At 61.6% G+C, this 19,443-nt stretch carries 18 protein-coding genes; 7 read left to right on the top strand and 11 right to left on the bottom strand.

What is annotated here, in order from left to right:
• Nucleotides 1-64 precede the first annotated feature (64 nt).
• The 3 genes from ABDK74_RS08500 to ABDK74_RS08490 form a co-directional block, all read right to left on the bottom strand.
• Nucleotides 65-580, bottom strand: coding sequence for a cupin domain-containing protein (locus ABDK74_RS08500; protein WP_346003473.1), 516 nt, complete (start codon nucleotides 578-580; stop codon nucleotides 65-67).
• The gene (locus ABDK74_RS08495) at nucleotides 577-1,128 is read right to left on the bottom strand and encodes a VOC family protein (protein WP_346003472.1); all 552 of its coding nucleotides are present in this window, start codon (nucleotides 1,126-1,128) and stop codon (nucleotides 577-579) included. Before ABDK74_RS08495 ends, ABDK74_RS08500 begins: the two co-directional genes overlap by 4 nt.
• A 104-nt stretch (nucleotides 1,129-1,232) precedes the next feature.
• Nucleotides 1,233-3,821: an MMPL family transporter gene (locus ABDK74_RS08490; protein WP_346003471.1), complete on the bottom strand. Its 2,589-nt coding sequence runs from the start codon at nucleotides 3,819-3,821 to the stop codon at nucleotides 1,233-1,235.
• A gap of 80 nt (nucleotides 3,822-3,901) precedes the next feature.
• Between ABDK74_RS08490 and ABDK74_RS08485 the strand changes: the two genes are divergently transcribed.
• Nucleotides 3,902-4,489 carry a YigZ family protein gene (locus tag ABDK74_RS08485; protein WP_346003470.1) on the top strand — a complete coding sequence of 196 codons (588 nt, stop codon included), beginning with the start codon at nucleotides 3,902-3,904 and terminating at the stop codon, nucleotides 4,487-4,489.
• Between the two features lie 177 nt (nucleotides 4,490-4,666).
• Nucleotides 4,667-6,265 carry an alginate export family protein gene (locus ABDK74_RS08480; protein WP_346004193.1) on the top strand — a complete coding sequence of 533 codons (1,599 nt, stop codon included), beginning with the start codon at nucleotides 4,667-4,669 and terminating at the stop codon, nucleotides 6,263-6,265.
• Nucleotides 6,266-6,274: 9 nt separating this feature from the next.
• On the opposite strand, the gene radA is transcribed toward ABDK74_RS08480, so the two are convergent.
• The 8 genes from radA to pspA form a co-directional block, all read right to left on the bottom strand.
• Entirely contained in the window at nucleotides 6,275-7,675 is a 1,401-nt protein-coding gene (gene radA / locus ABDK74_RS08475) for a DNA repair protein RadA (RefSeq protein WP_099285835.1), read from the bottom strand.
• A gap of 172 nt (nucleotides 7,676-7,847) precedes the next feature.
• Nucleotides 7,848-8,054 carry a hypothetical protein gene (locus ABDK74_RS08470; protein WP_346003469.1) on the bottom strand — a complete coding sequence of 69 codons (207 nt, stop codon included), beginning with the start codon at nucleotides 8,052-8,054 and terminating at the stop codon, nucleotides 7,848-7,850.
• Nucleotides 8,051-8,851, bottom strand: coding sequence for an ATP-binding cassette domain-containing protein (locus ABDK74_RS08465; RefSeq protein WP_346003468.1), 801 nt, complete (start codon nucleotides 8,849-8,851; stop codon nucleotides 8,051-8,053). Before ABDK74_RS08465 ends, ABDK74_RS08470 begins: the two co-directional genes overlap by 4 nt.
• The gene (locus ABDK74_RS08460; protein WP_062029251.1) at nucleotides 8,848-9,633 is read right to left on the bottom strand and encodes an ABC transporter permease; all 786 of its coding nucleotides are present in this window, start codon (nucleotides 9,631-9,633) and stop codon (nucleotides 8,848-8,850) included. Before ABDK74_RS08460 ends, ABDK74_RS08465 begins: the two co-directional genes overlap by 4 nt.
• Nucleotides 9,634-9,685: 52 nt before the next feature.
• Nucleotides 9,686-11,047 carry a GIN domain-containing protein gene (locus ABDK74_RS08455; RefSeq protein ID WP_346003467.1) on the bottom strand — a complete coding sequence of 454 codons (1,362 nt, stop codon included), beginning with the start codon at nucleotides 11,045-11,047 and terminating at the stop codon, nucleotides 9,686-9,688.
• A gap of 2 nt (nucleotides 11,048-11,049) precedes the next feature.
• Nucleotides 11,050-12,354, bottom strand: coding sequence for a hypothetical protein (locus ABDK74_RS08450; RefSeq protein WP_346003466.1), 1,305 nt, complete (start codon nucleotides 12,352-12,354; stop codon nucleotides 11,050-11,052).
• Nucleotides 12,351-12,590: an envelope stress response membrane protein PspB gene (gene pspB / locus ABDK74_RS08445; protein ID WP_346003465.1), complete on the bottom strand. Its 240-nt coding sequence runs from the start codon at nucleotides 12,588-12,590 to the stop codon at nucleotides 12,351-12,353. The genes ABDK74_RS08450 and pspB overlap by 4 nt, the downstream gene beginning before the upstream one ends.
• Nucleotides 12,591-12,617: 27 nt before the next feature.
• Entirely contained in the window at nucleotides 12,618-13,301 is a 684-nt protein-coding gene (gene pspA, locus ABDK74_RS08440; RefSeq protein WP_346003464.1) for a phage shock protein PspA, read from the bottom strand.
• Between the two features lie 113 nt (nucleotides 13,302-13,414).
• Here pspA and pspF point away from each other — a divergent pair, with 113 nt between their 5' ends.
• The 5 genes from pspF to cysC all read left to right on the top strand — a co-directional run bounded on the left by pspF (nucleotide 13,415) and on the right by cysC (nucleotide 19,286).
• Nucleotides 13,415-14,476: a phage shock protein operon transcriptional activator gene (pspF, locus tag ABDK74_RS08435; RefSeq protein ID WP_346003463.1), complete on the top strand. Its 1,062-nt coding sequence runs from the start codon at nucleotides 13,415-13,417 to the stop codon at nucleotides 14,474-14,476.
• Nucleotides 14,477-14,733: 257 nt separating this feature from the next.
• Nucleotides 14,734-15,693: a methyltransferase domain-containing protein gene (locus tag ABDK74_RS08430; RefSeq protein WP_346003462.1), complete on the top strand. Its 960-nt coding sequence runs from the start codon at nucleotides 14,734-14,736 to the stop codon at nucleotides 15,691-15,693.
• A gap of 142 nt (nucleotides 15,694-15,835) precedes the next feature.
• Nucleotides 15,836-16,516 (top strand): phosphoadenylyl-sulfate reductase, encoded by a 681-nt coding sequence (locus tag ABDK74_RS08425; RefSeq protein WP_346003461.1) that lies wholly within the window; start codon nucleotides 15,836-15,838, stop codon nucleotides 16,514-16,516.
• Between the two features lie 92 nt (nucleotides 16,517-16,608).
• Nucleotides 16,609-17,403, top strand: a complete 795-nt coding sequence (gene cysD / locus ABDK74_RS08420) for a sulfate adenylyltransferase subunit CysD (protein WP_346004192.1) — start codon at nucleotides 16,609-16,611, stop codon at nucleotides 17,401-17,403.
• Nucleotides 17,404-17,405: 2 nt separating this feature from the next.
• The gene (gene cysC / locus ABDK74_RS08415) at nucleotides 17,406-19,286 is read left to right on the top strand and encodes an adenylyl-sulfate kinase (RefSeq protein ID WP_346003460.1); all 1,881 of its coding nucleotides are present in this window, start codon (nucleotides 17,406-17,408) and stop codon (nucleotides 19,284-19,286) included.
• Nucleotides 19,287-19,443: the final 157 nt, after the last annotated feature.

The raw sequence follows: 19,443 nt of genomic DNA, 5'->3' as shown, positions 1-19,443 counted from the left end.
GTTTGCTCTCTTTTGGGGAGTGATCGCGCGTTCTGACGACAGAATGTGCGACCATTCCTGAACCTTAATGAAAACGGCAGGGTTGATCTGTGGTCGGCTGTTCGTCCGTCTGGATGACCATCAGTGTGACTGGCCCGTCTCCTACGTTGCCAGCGAAATGACCGATATGTCCTTTCGTATCCTTGCGGCTCATCTGGTCTTCGCCGAGAGAGATGTCGCCCGGACCCATGACAACCTTTTTTCCGTCCATGGCCGTAACGTACCAGGAGCCTTTCAGCGGGATAATCCACTGAACCTTCGGATCGGGATGCCAGCTTCCGTCCCAGTGCGCGGGCTGCACGGTGGAAATGATCCGGGCATTGCCTTCATGCACATGATCCTGCCATTGCTGCCCTGCAGGTTTGGACATAGTTTTTAAATCGTAATTATGAAACGGACAGTGGGTCATGTGACTGATCCCGTCATGGTCCGTCCAGTTATGCCAGTACCAGGCCGTTGGCGGCGCAGGATCGGCAGCATGCGCGGAACCGAAAGCTGTTGCTGCAACGAGTGCTGCGATCAGGGGGAGAAAGCGGATCATGCGTTCGACTCCTTTCGCGGAGGTGGCTGATATCGGTTCATAGGGGCGATGTCGTTGAAGCGCTCCTGATGCGGCGTACAGACCAGTTCCACGATCATGCCCCAGGGCGTGCGGCCATAGCAGAACATGTTGCCCGGCGCGGCTTCGAGAGAGGGCTGGCCCTGCGGTTCGGTCAGAAGTGTGCCTCCCGCTTCCCGGAAACGGTGGCAGGCCGCGTGGATGTCATCGACATAGACCGCGAAATGCTGAAGCCCCCAATCGCACGGACGGGCGGCCTCGCGCTGGTCGGGGCCTTTCATCTCGAACAGTTCGATGCCGGGTCCATGACCGAGTGCCATCATGCACATTTCAATGACGACGGTGCCGCCCGGAAGGCCGAGAATTTTTTCCGTCTCCGGGCCTTTCTGCGGTGCAGTGCGGGTGACGTTCCGGTAGAGGGCAACTGCGCCAAACGCTTCTTCAAGAAAGCGGATGGCGGCGTTGATGTCCGGGACGGTGACGCCGACATGATCGATGCCACGCGGCAGACCTGACTGTTCTGTGGTCAAGGGGAGATCCTCCGTTGCAGAAGATCTCAACCCCCGAGGAAACGCACGGTTGCCAGAATGTCCGTCACATTCCGGCAAACCACGTCAGTAAAGGGTTTCTGTAATCAGGCCTCGTCGGTGGGCCGTTTGGGGAGCAGGGCCGGGACGAACACCATCGTGCAGATCAGCGTGCAGCCAAGCGACATCAGAAGCAGGCGTCCCATGCTCGCGGTCCCCGGATGACCGGAACGCGCAAGGGAGCCAAAGGCCGTCGCGGTCGTCAGGGCAGAGAACAGGACCGCGCGCGCCGTAGGAGACGTCAGCGGGCCTTTCACGCCCTCGCGCCAGTTCATCACGAAATAGATGTTGAACGACACGCCCACGCCCAGCAGCAGCGGCAGGGCGATGATGTTGGCGTAGTTCAGCGTCTCCGGAACCGTGACGATCAGGATGACGGTCAGGAGGGTCGACATCAGTAGGGGGGCCATGACAAGCGCCGCATCCAGCAGGCGGCGCAACACGACCAGCAGGATGATGGCGATCATGATAAGCGCGCAGATGGCCGCCACCTTGAAGGCATGGACGATCGTATTGGCGCTTTCCGTGATTTCCATCGCGGGACCAGCAACATCCGGGTTGACCGAACGCAGCTCACTGACGAAGCGGTGCAGCACCGGCGTTTCGGACATCTGGCCGTTGGGGTGGATTGTCAGACGTGCACGGCCATCGGGCAGCACATAGTCGCGGCGCACATCCTGCGGAATGTTCTCCATCGTGACTGCGGTTGGCTGAAGTGCCATCCGCAGCATTGAGAGTTCGTCCGGCAGGAAGCGCGTCAGGGCCGTGCTGGCCTGAAGCAGCGTGTTGTCCGGTGCCGTGGAGAGTGTGTGCAGCGCCTGACGGATCTTCTCCAGCGGGGTGGGAAGCTGGTCCTTCACGGCATCCAGCTTCTGGACGGCATCGACGGCGGCGGCGCGAATGGCTGCTGCGTCCGGTGCGGGTTCGGGGTTGGCTACCGTAATTGTCGGCAGGAGGATGGAGGCGGTATCCTCGATCATGGCCAGCTTGGTTTTCTGGTCATCAGGAACGAGTGCGCCGAGCCACAGCACGTCATGCACGCTGGGGAGTTTCGAGAACGCCGCGGCCTGTTTCGCTGCATCGGTCAGGTTCGGGGCCAGGGCCTGAGCGCTGTAAGGGGTGGTGAGCGGGTTGGCTTCCAGCAGGTGCAGCGCCCGCATGCCTTCGGTATTGGGGTCTTTGGTATGCAGCGGATCGGCGTCGAATTTCAGGAGGGGCATGAGGGCCAGCCCCACGATTCCCAGAAGCGCGAAAACCCCGACGACCTTGCGGCGCTTGTGTCGCAGGAACTCGTCGGCAGGCGCCATGAACGCAAAGCCCGGCTCTCCACGACCCAGCTTTGCACGAAAGACGGACAGCAGGGCTGGCAGAAGCGTCATGGTGCAGAAAAAGGCGATCAGCATGCCGAAACCTGCAATCAGCCCGAGCTGCGCCACGCCAATGAAGCTCGTGGGATAGAAAGCGAGGAAGCCCGCCGCCGTGGCGAGGGCTGCGACAAGGATCTGTGCACCGCTCTCCTGACCCGTCAGGACGATGGCGTCATGCAGGGAGGGATACGAGCCGTTCGCATTACGCTGTCCGCGCAGGCGCACGGTGTACTGAATGGCGAAATCGACCGCGATACCGACGAACAGGATAGCGAACGCCACCGAGATCAGGTTCAGCTCACCCACAGCCAGCGCAGCAAAGCCGGTCGTTAGCAGCAGGCCGCTGATGAGGGTCAGCAGGATGGGAATAATGACGCGCGGGGAATGGACCGCAAGAATCAGCCAGACTGCAACCAGAACCAGCGAAATGATGAGCCCCAGCACCATGCCGTGAGCGACGGTAGAGAACTCTTCGTCCGACAGCTTCACTTCACCGGTGATGATGCCTGTGGCCTGTTTCGTCTTCACGAATTCAAGGTTGTTGATCGCCTGACGCATGGCGGTCGTGGCACCCTCGCCGGGCTGGAAGGAGCTGTAATCGAGCTTGGGCTGCGTGACGACGAACTCGTATCGCGAGCCCAGTTCCGCCAGCTTGCCGATCAGCAGGTTCTGCCAGGACATGTCCTGCGGATGGCCGTCCGCGGCCTGTGTCAGGGAGGTGGCGAAACCGTCCAGCGCGCCGTTGAAGCCACTGGGGATACCCTGTCCGGCCTTGATGCCTTCACCGATCAGGCCAAGAGCGCCGAACAGCCCGCGCGCGGACGGATCAGCGGCCAGCGTGCCGAGGAAGGGCTGGGCGGAGACGATCGAATCCAGCAGCGGCTCCAGATCCTTCGTATCAAGGAACAGGAAGCCGTGACTGTTATAGAACGGGTTGTCGCCGGGCAGGCTGACCGTCTTGAAATGCGTGTGGTCCTGCGAAAGCGTGGCCGCAAGCTCCCGTGCCGCGATGCGTCCCTGTTCGGGGATGCGGCTGTCGAGGATGGCGACGAGCTGGTTGCTGTCCTGCGGGAACAGGCGCGTCAGCTCCATGCTCCGCTTTTTCCACGGCAGACTGTTGGCAAACATCTTGCTCGTGTCTGTGGTCACGCTGATGCGCGTAACACTCAGGGCAACACTGGCGGCACAGAGCAGTGCGAACAGCGCCAGAACGAGGGGCGCACGACGCGCGCAGACGGCATTCAGCCGACCAGTCAGATCCGAAAACATGGGGGCTACCCTTAACAGAACAGGTAGCGTTTCCCTACCCCATCCTGACATTTCGGCGATCCTGATGCAGAAGGAAAGCCATGACATGGACTCTGCCCGCCCCCGCGACCTATGAAAGTGTGATTCGCAACAGCGTTTTCCGGGCTTCCGCAGCCCCTGTGGAAGACGAAGCGGCCGCCATGGCCTTCTTCCGTGACGTTGCCGTGCTGGATGCGACCCATAACTGCTGGGCCTTCAAAACCGGTCAGCGCTTCCGGTGCAGTGATGATGGTGAACCTGGCGGCACGGCAGGACGGCCCATCCTATCTGCCATCGAAGGGCAGGATTTCGACAATGTCATGATCGTCGTCACGCGCTGGTATGGTGGTGTGCAGCTCGGGGCTGGGGGGCTCGTGCGCGCTTATGGCGGCGCGGCTTCGGCCTGTTTGCGTGAAGCGGAGCGGATTGAGCGGATCGAAACCGTGCCGCTGCGCTTTCACTGCCCGTTCTCCAGCTATGCGATGGTGGAGTCCAAGATCGAAAGCTGGCGGGCAAGCCGGACGGAATGCGAGTTCGACGCCGAAGGCGCCTGGATGACGTTGGCCGTGCCGGTCGAGGAGGCTGAGTTCATCACGGACTGGCTGCGGGATCTGACGCGCGGACAGATGGACATTACCCGGTTGGATTAAATCCTAAATAAAATAGTTATTTTTATTTAAAACTATCAGGATTGATGTTTTTCCCGCACGGCATAAGGTTCTGAAAACCCCGTCTGGAGTTTTCAGGGCATGTCGTGTCGTCGTTCATATCGGAACCGGTTCCTTCTGGCCCTGATGACACTTGAACTCTGTGCACCAACATTGGCAATGGCAGCCGATCCGTCCTCGCCCACGGCCCCCACGACACATTTGGAAGAATGGATCCACGTTCCTTCCACGGAACGACCGCCCATTCAGAACTATCCGCATGCCGGTGTTGTAGGGCAGCCGCGTCGTGTTGTGGCCAGTCAGAATCATGCGCCGCAGGGACGGCAGGGGCCGTGGGGGGCGTTCAGTTATGGCAACGGCGAATCAGCAGGCTTCGGGCCGGTCGGTCGTTACGGTGTGGCCCCCTGGGCGGAAGAGTGGAGCTTTCTGCGCGATAAAAAGCGCCGGGACGATCCATTCGATCCGCTCAAATTCATCGCATTAAACGATGCGAGAACGATCTGGCTGTCTGTCTCCGGCGAGACGCGTTTGCGGAACTGGTATGAGGAGGCGCCTTTTCTGGGAAAAAAGGGCAACAGCAATTCCGGGCGTTTCGGCGTGCGGAACCTCTATGGCGCGGACCTGCATCTGGGCGAGCATGTAAGGCTGTTCGGACAGCTTATCAATGCGGATGCGGGAGGATGGAAAGGCTTCGGTTATAATACGACGTACCGCAAGCGGCTGGATCTCCAGCAGGCTTTCATCGAGTTCAAGGGCAAGCTTGCTGGCACGCAGGCCGGCTTCATGTTCGGTCGTCAGCAGTTCCTCGATGCGCCGTCTTATGTTTTGTACAACCGCGAAACGCCCAATGTGCCGCTATCGTGGAATGGCGGGCGCATCTATGCGATCTGGCCCAATATCCGCGTGGATGCCTTCGATTTCGTCCAGACCAAAACCGACGCGACCCTGATGTTCCACGATACGGAAGATTACGGCACCCGCTTGTATGGCGGAGATATTACGGCACTCATGCCGCAGTTTTCCATTGGCAGCGAGACCGTCCATTCCTTTCTGGATATTTTCTATTACGGCTATCGCTATGGCGGCAGCCTGTCCGTCGTCCCGCTCGCATCCGGTGCCCTGAAAGGCACGTCCTCACGTGGGAATGTCGGCTTCCGCTGGTACGGCACCGCCGCCTCTTTCGAATATTCGTTCGGCGGCCTCTATCAGGACGGGACGTTCCAGAAATCCGGCAGCGCGAAGAAGAGCGATGTGCAGGCTTATTCGGTCAATACGATCGTGGGATATCGCCATACGCCCTCGCCCCTGCACCCGTTCATCGGCGTTCAGGCGGATCTGTATTCCGGCGGCGCCAACGGAACGGACGGGCCGGTCCGCACCTATATGGCGCCTTTCAATCCGCAGACGAATTATCTGGACACCACGACCTATATTCAGCCCTCCAACCTCGTCAGCCTCTCCCCGGTCCTGAGCGTCACGCCGTGGAAAGGCTTTGCGAGCCTCCAGTTCAAGGTGCCGTTCATGTGGCGGGAGAACGCGGACGGTGCGATCTGGAACTCATCCGGCCCTTATACATTCTCGAAAACCTACCATGGCGGCTATATTGGCGTGGTGCCGCAGGCGTCCCTTAAGCTCCAGCTCAACCGGCACCTGACCTGGCAGATCTATGGCGCGCGGTTTATGGCCTCGAACGGTCTGCATGCGGCGGGCGGCAAAAGCGGAAGCTACGCCCAATCCAATGTCGTCTTCCGCTTCTGAGAGCTTCTGTTATTCGTCCTTGTCGGAAAACAGCCCGACCAGATCCGTCAGATGCCCGATTTCGCGCAGTTTCAGGCCTGCGGGCGGCTTGACCCGCGCGGACGCCGCCGAGACGCGCCGGGGCAGGATGGCCTCGCCAAAGCCCAGCTTGGCGACTTCCTTGAGACGCAGATCGGCCTGACTAACCTGTCGGATTTCGCCCGAAAGCCCAACCTCGCCGAAATAGGCCGCACTGGGGGAGGTCGGATGGCCCGTCGCGGCGGACACAAGGGCTGCGGCCACTGCCATATCGGCAGCGGGTTCGTTCACGCGTAGGCCGCCTGCGATGTTCAGATAAACGTCCATATTCGCGAGCTTAAGGCCACAACGCGAATCCAGCACTGCCAGCAGCATATTCAGTCGCGACGTGTCCCAGCCCACAACAGCCCGACGCGGCGCACCGTCCCCGGCCTTGGGAGACAGCAGCGCCTGAATTTCCAGCAGAACCGGACGCGTCCCTTCCAGACCGGCAAAAACGGCCGAGCCCGCGATATTGCCGCGCCGTTCCGCAAGGAACAACGCGGACGGGTTGGGCACTTCGGTCAGCCCGATATCGGTCATGGCGAAAACGCCGATTTCGTCCGTCGCGCCGAAGCGGTTCTTGGCCGCGCGCAGGATACGGAATTGATGCCCGCGATCACCTTCGAAATACATGACCGCATCGACCATATGTTCCAGCACGCGCGGCCCGGCGAGGGAACCTTCCTTCGTGACATGCCCGATCAGGATCAGCGCAAAACCGAGCGTCTTGGCCAGCCGGATCAGCTCAAACGCACTCGCCCGCACCTGTGAGACCGAACCTGGCGAGCTTTCCACGCTTTCCAGCCACATCGTCTGGATGGAATCGATGACCACGACCGTATGCGCCCGGTCCTGCTCCAGCGAGCCCACGATCTCGCCCACATTGATGGAGGCCGCAAGATCCAGCGAGTCCAGCATTTTGGGATCGCGGTCCAGACCCAACCGCTGGGCGCGGATGCGGATCTGGTCCACCGATTCTTCGCCCGAAACATACAGGACGCGATGCCCCGACCGCGCGAGCGCGCAGGTGGTCTGGAGCATGAGCGTGGATTTGCCGATGCCCGGATCACCACCGACCAGCACCACGGACGCCGGAACCAGCCCACCGCCCAGAACGCGGTCCAGTTCAGCAATGCTGGTCGTAATGCGCGGGGGCGGGCGCGTTTCGCCATCCAGCCGGACGGTCTGGAGACGACCGGAACTCAGCTTTCCGGTCTTGCGGGCCGTCGGCTCGACCGTCTCTTCAACCAGCGTATTCCATTCGCCGCAGGCTTCGCACTTCCCGTTCCATTTCGGATAAGTGGCGCCGCAGTTCTGGCAGACGTAACGGGTGGTCGGCTTTTTGGCCAAGGCTGGGTCTTTCAGGTTCGGGGAACGCTACGTCTCTACATATAGGGAGCGTTCTTTTGCTGATCCAGCAGGGGCTTTGCCCCGAACCCCACCAAAGGTCTTGATCTTTGGAAGCCATATTCAGGGTGCAGGGATCGAGATCCCTGCCGGGTTCGGGCAGAGCCCGAAATCCTTACTCCCGCGTTCGCAGGATCAGTTGTGCTACCCGCCGAGAGATGGTCAGGATCAGCAGGAATCCAAGCAACTGGAGCAGCACGTTCGGATGGGCTGGTTTGTGGTTGACCATGATCAATATGAACGGCAGGGCGATCAGATAGCTCAGCCCGAGGCGCTTCCAGGTAATGGGGTCGGTTTTCGAGAAACGGGACAGGAGGCTCATTTGCGCAGTTCCATGGTGATGGGGCCTTCGCGTCGGCCATGGGTGAACTGATCGACCATGGCGTTGCCCGAATTCATGAGCTCGGACGCTTCGCCCTGCCAGATCAGTTTCCCGCGGTAGAGCATCGCCGCGCGGTTTCCGATCCGCTGGGCCGAGGCCATATCGTGTGTAATGGCAATGGCGGTGGAGCCGAGTTTCTGCACGCAGTCCACGATCAGCCCGTCAATGACGGCGCCCATGATCGGGTCCAGCCCGGTCGTGGGTTCGTCGAAGAACATGATATTGGGACTGCCCGCAATGGCGCGCGCCAGCCCCACGCGTTTCTGCATACCGCCCGAAAGCTCAGACGGGCTGAGTTCGCCGACGGACGGGTCCAGCCCCACCTGTTCGAGCAGACCTCCGGCTATTTGCAGTGCCTGCGTGCGGGACGGGGTCGCGCCATTGCGGTCGGAATGCTTGGCGCGAACGCCGAACGCCACGTTCTCGCCAACGCTCATGCTGTCGAACAGGGCACCGTTCTGGAACAGCATGCCGATCTGCCGACGCAGGGCATCCTGCTTGGAACGCGAAGCCGTCAGCAGGTTTTCGCCGTCGATCTCGATTGTCCCGGCGTCGGGCTCGATCAGACCGAGAATGCAGCGCAGCAGGACGGATTTCCCAGAGCCGGACCCGCCGATGATGACCATGGACGTGCCAGCTTCAACATCGAGATCCACGCCATCAAGCACGATCTTGGAGCCGAAAGCCTTGTGCAGGCCGCGGATGCGGATCTTTGGGATGCCTAGGGAATTGCTCATTGTGAGAAGAACAGATCTGTCAGGAGATAATCGAACAGCAGGAGCAGGATGGACGCGCCCACGACAGCGGCTGTCGTGGCCGAGCCCACGCCTTCTGCGCCGCCACGGCTGTTATAGCCGTTATAGCAGCCCAGAAGCGCGATCAGGAATCCGAACACCGCCGCTTTGACGAGGCCGACGACGACATCCATCGTCTTGAGCGAGTCCAGCGTGGCCGTGATGTAGGTCGAGGGCGAGAAGCCGAGCTTGGCGACTGAAACCGTGAAACCGCCCATCACGCCCAGAATATCCGCGACCAGCACGAGACAGGGCAGCGCGAGCGTCCCGGCCAGAAGGCGCGGCGTCACGAGATATTTCATCGGATCGGTGGATAGCGTGGTGAGCGCGTCGATCTGGTCGGTCACGCGCATGGTGCCGATCTGGGCGGACATGGCCGCGCCCACGCGTCCGGCCACCATCAGGCCGGCCAGAACAGGGCCAAGTTCGCGGGTCACGGCAAGGACGACGATCCCGGCAATCGCGCTCTGCACATGATACTGCCCGAAGCCCACATAGGACTGAAGTGCGATCACAGCGCCTGAAAACAGGGCCGTCAGCGCCACGACGGGGAGGGAGAAGAACCCCGTCTCTATCAGGCTGGAGAAGAAAATCCGCCAGTAAAAGGGCGGTCGCACCAGATGCGACAGAGCCTCCAGCGCGAACAGGGCCAGAGCACCTGCCTGCTTGATAAGGCCGAGAGCGGCGCGGCCAAGGGCCGCTATGGGGTCAAGAACGGCATTCACCCTTCAGCCCCTACCCTGCCTGCATCCGGACGTCAAAGTTTCCGTCCTGTATTCAGGCGCGTCGACCATCGGTCCGTTCCAGATCGCGGAACTGCCGCTCCAGACTGAAATCGGACGATGTGACGCAGCGCTCGATCAGGCCGAGCCTGCGCTCCATGCGCGCCAGCCGATCCTGAAGCCGGGCCAGCGGATGGCCCGGCGGGACGGAGCGGGAGAAATCTTCCGCCGGTTCGGGGTGCGGACGCCGGAAACCAAGCACAGCATCCCTGACCACGGCTGTCGCGCTGGCAGCGGGTGTTTCCTGCCATGCCGCACGGTGCCGGGACCAGCTCCGTACACCTTCCGCATATCCCGCGGCTGCTTTGTCCAGCGTCCCCCGGAACGGAATAACGCCTGTCCGGCGATAGCGGCGGAAAAGACGCACGGCCCAGATGATCAGAAAGATTTTCAGCAGCAGGCCAATCACCCCATGATTGCTGGAATGATGACGGACAGTCGGTGTGGTGCCGAAATTGATCTCAGGCATCTCCATATGGATATCGAGATGATCCAGAACCTTGCGTGTCGCATCAGACAGGATGGCGGACCCGTCCGGTGTGGTCACGGTCGTGATCCGCGCGCCTGCTGTATCCTGCACGGAGAGTGTGCCGGACCCGATCGGACGCTTCTTCAGCGTTTCGCTCACTTTCTGAAGCGTGATATCACCGCTGCCGAGAAGGGTCAGATCCGCATCGCGGGCGGTGGCGTTCAGCGTAATATCGGCCGAGCCATAATCCCGGACCGTCAGAACGTCTACGCTCCCCCGTCCGACCCGGATATCGCCCGACGACATGGCTGTGATGCTGGCGCTTGAGGCTGCGATATCGCCGATCTGCAGGTCACCGCTGGACAGGCTTTGCACGGTCATTCGTCCCGTCACCCGCCCGACCGAGACGTCTCCGGGACCTGTCATCGTCAGGTTCAGACCGCTGGCCTGATCGATGTCGAGATCGCCGTGTCCGCTTTCCGCCGTGACGTCGCCGTTGATGCCAGCGATGCGATAGAGCGTCGTGTGGCTGTGGGAGGACTGGATGTCGAGACTGGTCCGGGTCGGAACCATGACCACCGCACTGTCCTGAGCCGCGCAGTCCTGTGGTGTGGTCGTGAAGGTCAGGCGTTCTCCATGCTTCTTCAGACTGCCGCTGCCGGAGACGATATGCGCATCCGGGCCGCTCACGACCGACAGGGTCTCAAGACATGTCGCCGGGATCACGAGCGTGCCGGGACTGCTCATCGAGGAGGCGTCATAGGTCGGTGGGGCCGGAGGCGTGGGGGCTGGAGGCGAGGGAGGTGCCGGAGGGGCTGGTGGCGCGGGTGCGGCACCGCAGCTCAGGAGCGCGAGCAGAGCCAGACGCGCATGCAGATGGTGGCGCATCCCTATTCCCCCTGTGCGCCGTTCTGAGCGCTCTTTCCGGTCGTCGAAGGAGCGGTCGTGGCCGGATTGCCCGTTGTCGGATTGGCTGCGGCGGGGATTCCGGGTGTTGGGTTTGTCGCTGTGGGTGCTGGGTTGCTGGCCGGAAGCGTTGTCTGTGGTGCGGACGGAACGGGCGTGTTGAAAACGGGAAGGCTCGCAGGTGCCTGCGCCGTTTGCTGGGCATTCGACGCGGCGTCTTTTAACGGGGCTGGGACGCTGGGAGCCTGCGAGAGGGCCGGGCTTTCAGACGCGGAAGGCTGGGGGGCACGTACGGGAGCCTGAACCACGGATGGTGTCGCCGGGGCCTGCGTCAGAGGTGCCTGAACCACAGGCGTCTGAACAGCGGGAGCTGAAACAGGCGGGGGTGGGACCACCGGCGCCGGAACGGTCGGGGCCGCGCTTGCGGGGGGCGTCTGCACCGGAAGGGGCGGCTGCTGGGCTGCGGGAGGAGGTGTTGGTGCGGTGGCCGGTGGCGGCGGTGTGGGGCGATAAATCACGCCATTCTCCGCGCCGACGCGGACGGTGCCTTTGCCCGAGCGCACCATTGGCCCTGTAACCGCCTCAATATTGACGTCACCCGTTCCGTTGGCCGCGACAGTCGCGACCGTGGCGTGAGCCAGAATGGTGGCGCTGGCCTGATCGGCTGTAATCAGCGTCAGGGCGTCGATGGTGCCACCCGAGAGTGTCATACCCGCATTCTGCGTCAACTGCACAGAAAGGGCCGCGAGCTGTGCCGTGTCAGCCGTCAGCGTCGAGGTGCCGGAGGCCACGATCTGGGCCGCACGTTCGAGAGAGTGGATGTGAACCGTGGAGGCGCCCTGCATGTCCAGGTCGAGGGACTGGGTGTTTTCGATGTCCATGGTTGTGGAATCGAGGTTGGCATCCAGGGAGGCGAGTTTTCCGGCGATGACGAAATGCGTGTCGTGGCTGTCGTGGATTGTCAGGCCGGTGCTGGGGGAGATGCTGATTGTCAGCTTTCCGTTGGGCGCGCAGGACTTTGTGGCGATGGAGATGCGGCTTTGCGCCTCTTCTTTGCCGGTGTGCATGGCGACCTGCCCGAGGCTGCTTGAATCAAGCGTTGCTCCGTCCTTCATGTTGGGATCGACCACGACCCTGACCTGTCCGGTGCAGGGGATGGACAGGTCCAGATCCTCTCCGGACAGGGTCATGCGCGCGGCGTGGGCTGCGGGCGACAGCAGGACGGTACCCGCCAGCAGGGCCAGAAGCGCCGGGCGGCGGCCGGAAAAGAGGACGGGGCGGCGTGTCATCGTGCGTTCCTTGCTCTCCAGCCCGGGATATCCTCGTCGAGGATGCGTTCGAGCTGGTCGATCCTTTCTTCCAGACGCGTAGCATGGGCTTCGGCCTGTGTCAGGGCGGCCTGAAGCATGGGGTCCTGCTGGGCCGTGCCTTTTGGTGAGCCGTTGGCATGTTTGACCATGCTGACGACAGACCAGCAGATGATGGCTGTGATGGGAACAAGGAAGGGGAAGATGGACGAATTCATGCCTTGGGCCTTTCGGTCAGCCTTTTCTCAGCCTGCGCTTTTCTTTTCGGCCACACGGCGCTTGAGGGCTTCGAACTCGTTTTCCACGACGGCATCGGTTTCAAGGGCCGCGAGTTCCTCCTGAAGGGTGGGGTGGCCGGTGCGGCGGCCCAGATCATACGCCTCTGCCTTGCCTTCCAGTTCATCAAGAGCGCGTTCCACCTGATCGAAGCGGTTCAGCGTGTCGTCGATGCGGGTGTCGTAGAGTTTTTCACGGGTTTTCAGGCGGCCCTGTGCGGTGCGGGCACGGATGGAGAGCGCCTTTTCGCGGGATTTGGCGTCGGCGATCTTGGCCTGAAGCTTGGAAATGTCGTCGTTCTGCTGGTCCAGCCCGTCCGAGATCTGGGCGATCTGCTGCTCCAGTGCCTCGCGCGACTGCTCCACGCTGTGGCGGGCGGCGAGGGCTGCGCGGGCGAGATCGTCGCGGTCCCGTTCGATGGCGAGGCTGGCCTTGCGGTGCCATTCGTCTTCTTCGTGCATCATGGTGCGGACGCGGCGTTCGAGCTGCTTGCGCTCGGCGATCGTGCGGACGGCCTGACTGCGGACCTCGACCAGCGTGTCTTCCATTTCCTGAATGACCAGACGGATCATTTTCTGCGGGTCCTCGGCATTGGCGAGAATCGCATTCAGATTGGAGTTCACGATATCGGCGAGGCGAGAAAAAATACCCATGATGCTTTCCTTCCTATTGAAGAGACTTAGGACAGATCCCTGCTCTTGTCAGTGATGCTGTTTTGAGGGTGTTATGAACTGAAGACCTGAACGGGGGCGTGAGAGACCATAAAATGGCGAGAAGCACCGATATCGACGAGGTGCCGACCCCGATCGGGCGGGCTCCGGCATTTCTGGGGATGCTGGATCAGGTCTCCCGTCTGGCGCCCCTGCGGCGTCCGGTTCTGGTGATCGGAGAGCGCGGGACCGGTAAGGAACTGGTGGCGGCGCGTCTGGCCCTGCTGTCGGATCGGTGGGACCGGCCGCTGGTGAAGCTTAACTGCGCGGCGTTGCCCGAGGCGCTTCTGGACAGCGAACTGTTTGGTCACGAAGCAGGGGCGTTCACCGGCGCGCAGAAGCGGCGTCTGTCGCGCTTTGAGCGGGCGGACGGGGGCACGATGTTTCTGGATGAGATCGGCACCGCGTCGCAGGCTGTGCAGGAAAAACTGCTGCGGGTGATTGAATATGGCAGCTTCGAGCGTGTGGGCGGCAGCGAGACCATCCGGGTGGATGTGCGGCTGATCGGGGCGACCAATGCGGATCTGCCCGTTATGGCGCGGGAAGGGCGTTTCCGGGCGGATCTGCTGGACCGGTTGGCCTTCGATGTTGTGAACATTCCGCCGCTGAGGGCGCGTCCGGAGGATATTTCCCTGCTGGCCGAGCATTTTGCCACCCGTATGAGTGCGGAACTGGGGCGGAAGATGTTTGCGGGGTTCACGGAGCGCGCGCTGGAGCGGTTGCAGGCCTATGACTGGCCCGGCAACGTCCGTGAATTGCGCAACGTGGTGGAACGCAGTGTTTACAGAATGGACCGGCCGGAAAAGGCGCTGGACGAGATCGTGCTGGACCCGTTCGTCGTGCCGGACTGGAAGGACGCTCAGGTTCAGCGCGTGGTGCCAGCGGTGCCCGCGGTTGTTCCGGCAGGGGGAGAGGCGCTGACGTTCCCGCGTGATTTCGGGGCGGATGTCAGGACGCATGAGCGCAGTCTGCTGGAAGCTGCTTTGCGCGAGGCGCAGTTCAGCCAGCGGCGCGCTGCGGAACTGCTGGGTCTGACCTACTACCAGTTCCGCCATCATCTGCGGCTGCACGGGCTGGCCGACAAGGAGGCGCGGAAGGCGCTTGGCGTGAAGGAGTGAGGGCGTGTCCATGAAACCCTCTGATGCATGAACCGTGCCAGATGATGTGAAGGAGGCTTTATATGATGTGTGTTTGGCTTTTGGAGTTTTTGAAAATGGCATAATGAGCCATTTTATGAGGTTGTGGGCCAGTTTCTGTTGTGGGGTGAGTCGTTCCTGGCATTGACAGATTTTTGGGGATTTCTATAGCTTTTTGGTCGTTTTCGGTTCTTGGATGGTCAGTGCTGCGCTCTGTCCCGACGTATAGATGAGGTTCCGTGTCAGATATTTTCCTGAAACGTCAGGCCTCTCTACGGCGTGGTATTGATTTCAGTCAGGCGCGCTGTCTGGAAATCGGCGCTCTGACGACGCCTGTCCTCACGCGTAGGGACAGCGACGTTCTTTACGCAGATCGGGTGGATACGGAAGGGCTGTTGCGTCAGTTCGCCTGGGACCCCGGTGTGAGCCGCGACAATCTGGTTCCGGTGGATGTGGTCTGGCTGGACCGTCCCTTGAAGGAGTGTGTGGACGGGCTGTTTGATCTGGTTGTTGCGTCGCATGTGGGAGAACATGTTCCAGATCTGATCGGGTGGCTGCACGAAGCCTCCGAGGTTCTTTCGGAAGGCGGCGAAATCCGTCTGATGCTGCCTGATGCCCGTTTTTCGTTTGATGCGCTGCGGGGGCTAAGCCGGTTGTCGGATCTGCTGGTGGCGTGGATGCAGAAACGGCGGACGCCTGACCCGCGCGACATTCTTGATTTTGCGTTGAACAAGGTGCGCGATTCCGATGTGCGCTGTCAGGATTTCCATGATGGTCTGGCGCTGCCGGGTGACATGAAAGCCCAGTATTCTCTGGAGGAGGCTCTGGATTGGGTGCGGCCTGCATTGTCCGATCCTTCACATTATGTGGATGTGCATTGCTGGGTTCTGACGCCCCGGCATTTTGCGACGCTGATGGTTCCTCTGGTGCGGGAAGGTATTCTGGAGCTGGCCTGCGCAGGATTTGAGGATACAGCGCCTCCGGGCTTCGAATTCGGGGTGTTTTTCAGGGTTGAGCCGGATGTGGAGCGGCGCGTGGAAAGCTGGGAGCGTATGGCGCAGCAGGCGGCTGATCCGCTGCCGGGGTCGGCTGCGGCACGACGGATGCGCGAGGAGACGGCTCCTCGGGTCGAAGCCCGGCGGGGATGGCGGGAGCGGTTGATGGCAGTTCCGGGCAGGGTGCGGCGGCTTCTGCGTTGAGGAATGGCCTTACGGCTTCGCTTTAGCACAAAATAAAATCGTTATATCAAACAAAATAGTTTATTTTTGGAATGTGTGCGCCTATGTCTCTGGCAGGCCGCCTGAGCGGTCGGACTGATCTGGACACAGGCAGGTGCGACACATGTCTCTTTCACGGACGGAACTGGATCATCTTCGGCAGGTCCCGGAAGACCGGATTTTGCAGGAGACGCTGACACGGCTGCGCGGGCGTGTGGCTGTTGTGTCGTCTTTCGGGGCGGAGTCGGCGGTTTTGCTGGATCTGGTGGCGCAGATCGATCCGTCTGTTCCGGTGTTTTTTCTGGATACGAAGCGGCATTTTCCTGAAACGCTGGAGTATCGCGACCGTCTGGTGCGCAGTCTGGGTCTGTCTGATGTGCGGACCCTCTCGCCCACGCCCAAAGCGTTGCATGACCGTGATCCGCAGGACCAGTTGGCTGCATTTGATCCGGATGCGTGCTGTGCGCTGCGCAAGGTTGAACCGCTGGATCTGGTGCTGCCGGATTTCGATGTCTGGATTACGGGGCGCAAGCGCAGCCAGTCCGCAACGCGCACGGCGTTGACGGTTCTGGACCCTCAGCCTGATGGCAGCGTGAAGCTCAACCCGCTGGCGGGCTGGATGCCGCGGCAGATCGAGGCGCAGATGCAGCGCCGGGATCTGCCGCGGCATCCACTGGTTGCAAAAGGTTACACCTCGATCGGTTGTGCTCCGTGCACAAGGGCGGTCAAGGATGGTGAAGATGGACGGGCGGGCCGGTGGGCCGGTCTGGCCAAGACGGAATGCGGCATTCACAGGCCGGCATGACTACGGAGCGGATAATGACGCAGACACCGATCCTGTCGCGGGATCAGTCCACCACCACAAGCTTGGCCCCTTCTTTGGCGCAGCCGCGTATCATGGATGATCTGGACCAGCTTGAGGCCCAGAGCATTTTCATTCTGCGCGAGGCCTATCGCAAGCTGAAGCCCCTGTCCCTGCTGTGGTCGCTGGGCAAGGACAGCAATGTGATGGTGTGGCTGGCGTGCAAGGCGTTCATGGGGCGCGTACCGTTCCCGGTCATGCATGTCGATACCGAGAAGAAATTCCCGGAAATGTATGCGTTCCGCGACGAATATACGAAGAAATGGGATCTCGACCTGTTGCTGGGCTATTGCCCGCCGGTTGAGGACATCGACCCGTCGCTTCCGCCTGCTGCCCGGTCTGCCGCGCGCAAGACGGCCGGTCTGGCCGCGATGATCGAGAAGCACAAGCTGCGTGGCGTTATTGCGGGTATCCGTCGTGACGAGCAGGCGACGCGGGCGAAAGAGCGCGTGTTCAGCCCGCGTGGTGCGGGGCATCGCTGGGACGTGCGTAACCAGCCGCCCGAGTTCTGGGACCAGTATGCGACGCCGTATGAAGACGGCATGCATATCCGTGTCCATCCGCTGCTGTCATGGCGCGAGATCGACATCTGGCGCTATATCGAGCGCGAGAACATCCCGCTGGTGGATCTGTATTTCGCGAAAGACGGCAAGCGGTATCGTTCGCTGGGCGATCAGGACATCACCAATCCGATTGAGAGCAATGCCTCCACTGTGGCGGAAGTGATTGCCGAGTTGGAAACCAGCCGGACGTCCGAACGTGCGGGGCGTGCGATGGATCATGAATCCGAGGACGTGTTCGAGCGTCTGCGTGTGGCGGGGTATCTGTGACAATGGGCGACAATATCGTGACCGGACAGTATTCCGAGACCCATCGCGCTGCGGCAACACCCATCGTCATTGTCGGGCATGTCGATCACGGCAAGTCCTCGCTGATCGGGCGTCTGCTGTATGACACCGACAGCCTTCAGGACGGCAAGCTGGCGCAGATCGTCGAGAGCAGCCGCAAGCGTGGTCTGGCGGTGGAGTGGAGCTTTCTGCTCGATTCCCTTCAGATCGAGCGCGATCAGGGCGTGACGGTTGATTCCACGCGCATTCCGTTCCGTCTGGGGTCGCGGGAATTCGTGATCGTTGATGCGCCGGGCCATCGCCAGTTCCTGCGCAACATGATTACCGGGGCCGCCGATGCGGAGGCTGCCGTGCTGGTTGTGGATGCCAAGGAAGGCGCGCAGGAGCAGACACGGCGTCATGCCATGCTGCTGCGTCTGATCGGCATTCGTCATGTGATCGTGCTGCTCAACAAGTCCGATCTGCTGGAATTCGACGAAGCGAAGATCGTCAAGGTCGAGTCCGACGTGCGTCAGCTTCTGGGTCGTCTGGAAATCGAGGTTGAGGCTGTTGTTCCGGCGTCTGCGCGCGATGGTGACAACATCGCCAGCCGTTCCGAGCGTTCGCTCTGGTACAAGGGGCCGACGCTGGTAGAGGCGCTGGCCAATGTGCCGCCGCCGGCATCGCGCGCTGCGTTGCCGTTCCGGATGCCGGTGCAGGATGTCTATCGTTTTGATGGCGTGCGCTATGTGGCGGGGCGGATTGAACGCGGGACCGTCCGTGCGGGCGATCGTCTGACGATCGGCGCGCAGGGGCAGGTTGCGACGGTTGCGGAAGTCTGCCGTTGGCATGCGCCGGAGCTTCCGGTCGCGGGTGCGGGCGAGTCTATCGCGCTGCGTCTGGAGCCGGATCTGGTTCCAGATCGGGGCGATTTGCTGTTCCCGGCGGATGACAAGGCTGCGGCGCCGGAGCGTTCGGCCCGGATTCGCACGCGTCTGTTCTGGCTGCGTGGCGAGCCGCTGCGGGTGGGCGAGAGCTTCACGCTACGTCTGGCCACGGCCGAGCATGACGTGACGGTGGCGTCCATCGATGCCGTGGTGGATCTGGAAGATCTGACTCTGCGTGCGGGCGACAGCGTGCCGCCCGACGGGTTTGCGGAGATCACGCTGGCGGCGTCTCATGCCGTGCTGTTCGATCCGTTCGCGCCGGGTTTTGGTGACGGGCGTGGTGTTCTGGTGGATCGCTACCAGCGTATCGTTGGTGGCGCGCCGCTGATTGGTCCGGCTGAACTGGCGGACGGCGAACATGCCATTCATCCGACAGCCAGCCGTGTGTCTGCGGCCCGTCAGGTCCAGACGCGTGGCCACAAGAGCGGCGTGTTCTGGCTGACGGGGCTGCCGGGTTCGGGCAAGAGCACGGTGGCGCGGGCGGCAGAGCTGGCGCTTTCGGAACAGGCGATCAACGCGACCGTTCTGGATGGGGACACGCTGCGGGCCGGGCTGTGCAGCGATCTTGGCTTCTCGCCGGAAGACCGCCGTGAAAACATCCGCCGTGCGGCACATGTGGCGAAAATTCTGGCCGAGAGCGGTCAGGTCGTGATCGTGGCGCTGGTGTCTCCGCTTGAGGCGGACCGGGCGCAGGCGCGGCAGATCGTGGGCGAGCACTTCCATGAAGTCTTCGTCGATACGCCGCTGGAAACCTGCGAAAAGCGGGACCCCAAGGGGCTGTATGCAGCGGCGCGTTCGGGGAAAATTCCGGAGTTTACGGGCGTTTCCGCGCCTTATGAGGCGCCGGTATCGCCGGAGCTGCGTCTGGCTGCGAACCGTCCCGAGCATGATGCGGTCAATACCCTGACGGCGTTCATTCTGCGGATTGTCCAGCCGTAAGGCGGCGTTCTTGGTGGACGTGACATCAGACCCCCTTTCCGTTCGGGAAGGGGGTTTTTCGTGTCTGGGGTAAGCAGGAGAGGACACGAAAAATTTCACGCAAAAAACGAAAACCATCACTTTTGTGATGTTACTTCCTCGATATGGAGCGTTAAAG

It is taken from the genome of Gluconobacter sp. OJB (assembly GCF_039638275.1).
Taxonomy (GTDB): domain Bacteria; phylum Pseudomonadota; class Alphaproteobacteria; order Acetobacterales; family Acetobacteraceae; genus Gluconobacter; species Gluconobacter cerevisiae.
Note: the sequence above shows the minus strand (reverse complement) of the source record. Positions and strands in the feature narration are given on the sequence as shown.

What these genes read in the sequence shown, in the direction of transcription:
- ABDK74_RS08500 (WP_346003473.1), bottom strand. Translation starts at nt 580, where the DNA reads ATGATCCGCTTTCTCCCCCTGATCGCAGCACTCGTTGCAGCAACAGCT.
- ABDK74_RS08490 (WP_346003471.1), bottom strand. Translation starts at nt 3,821, where the DNA reads ATGTTTTCGGATCTGACTGGTCGGCTGAATGCCGTCTGCGCGCGTCGT.
- ABDK74_RS08485 (WP_346003470.1), top strand. Translation starts at nt 3,902, where the DNA reads ATGACATGGACTCTGCCCGCCCCCGCGACCTATGAAAGTGTGATTCGC.
- ABDK74_RS08480 (WP_346004193.1), top strand. Translation starts at nt 4,667, where the DNA reads ATGGCAGCCGATCCGTCCTCGCCCACGGCCCCCACGACACATTTGGAA.
- ABDK74_RS08470 (WP_346003469.1), bottom strand. Translation starts at nt 8,054, where the DNA reads ATGAGCCTCCTGTCCCGTTTCTCGAAAACCGACCCCATTACCTGGAAG.
- ABDK74_RS08465 (WP_346003468.1), bottom strand. Translation starts at nt 8,851, where the DNA reads ATGAGCAATTCCCTAGGCATCCCAAAGATCCGCATCCGCGGCCTGCAC.
- ABDK74_RS08455 (WP_346003467.1), bottom strand. Translation starts at nt 11,047, where the DNA reads ATGCGCCACCATCTGCATGCGCGTCTGGCTCTGCTCGCGCTCCTGAGC.
- ABDK74_RS08450 (WP_346003466.1), bottom strand. Translation starts at nt 12,354, where the DNA reads ATGACACGCCGCCCCGTCCTCTTTTCCGGCCGCCGCCCGGCGCTTCTG.
- pspB (WP_346003465.1), bottom strand. Translation starts at nt 12,590, where the DNA reads ATGAATTCGTCCATCTTCCCCTTCCTTGTTCCCATCACAGCCATCATC.
- pspA (WP_346003464.1), bottom strand. Translation starts at nt 13,301, where the DNA reads ATGGGTATTTTTTCTCGCCTCGCCGATATCGTGAACTCCAATCTGAAT.
- pspF (WP_346003463.1), top strand. Translation starts at nt 13,415, where the DNA reads ATGGCGAGAAGCACCGATATCGACGAGGTGCCGACCCCGATCGGGCGG.
- ABDK74_RS08425 (WP_346003461.1), top strand. Translation starts at nt 15,836, where the DNA reads ATGTCTCTTTCACGGACGGAACTGGATCATCTTCGGCAGGTCCCGGAA.
- cysD (WP_346004192.1), top strand. Translation starts at nt 16,609, where the DNA reads ATGGATGATCTGGACCAGCTTGAGGCCCAGAGCATTTTCATTCTGCGC.
- cysC (WP_346003460.1), top strand. Translation starts at nt 17,406, where the DNA reads ATGGGCGACAATATCGTGACCGGACAGTATTCCGAGACCCATCGCGCT.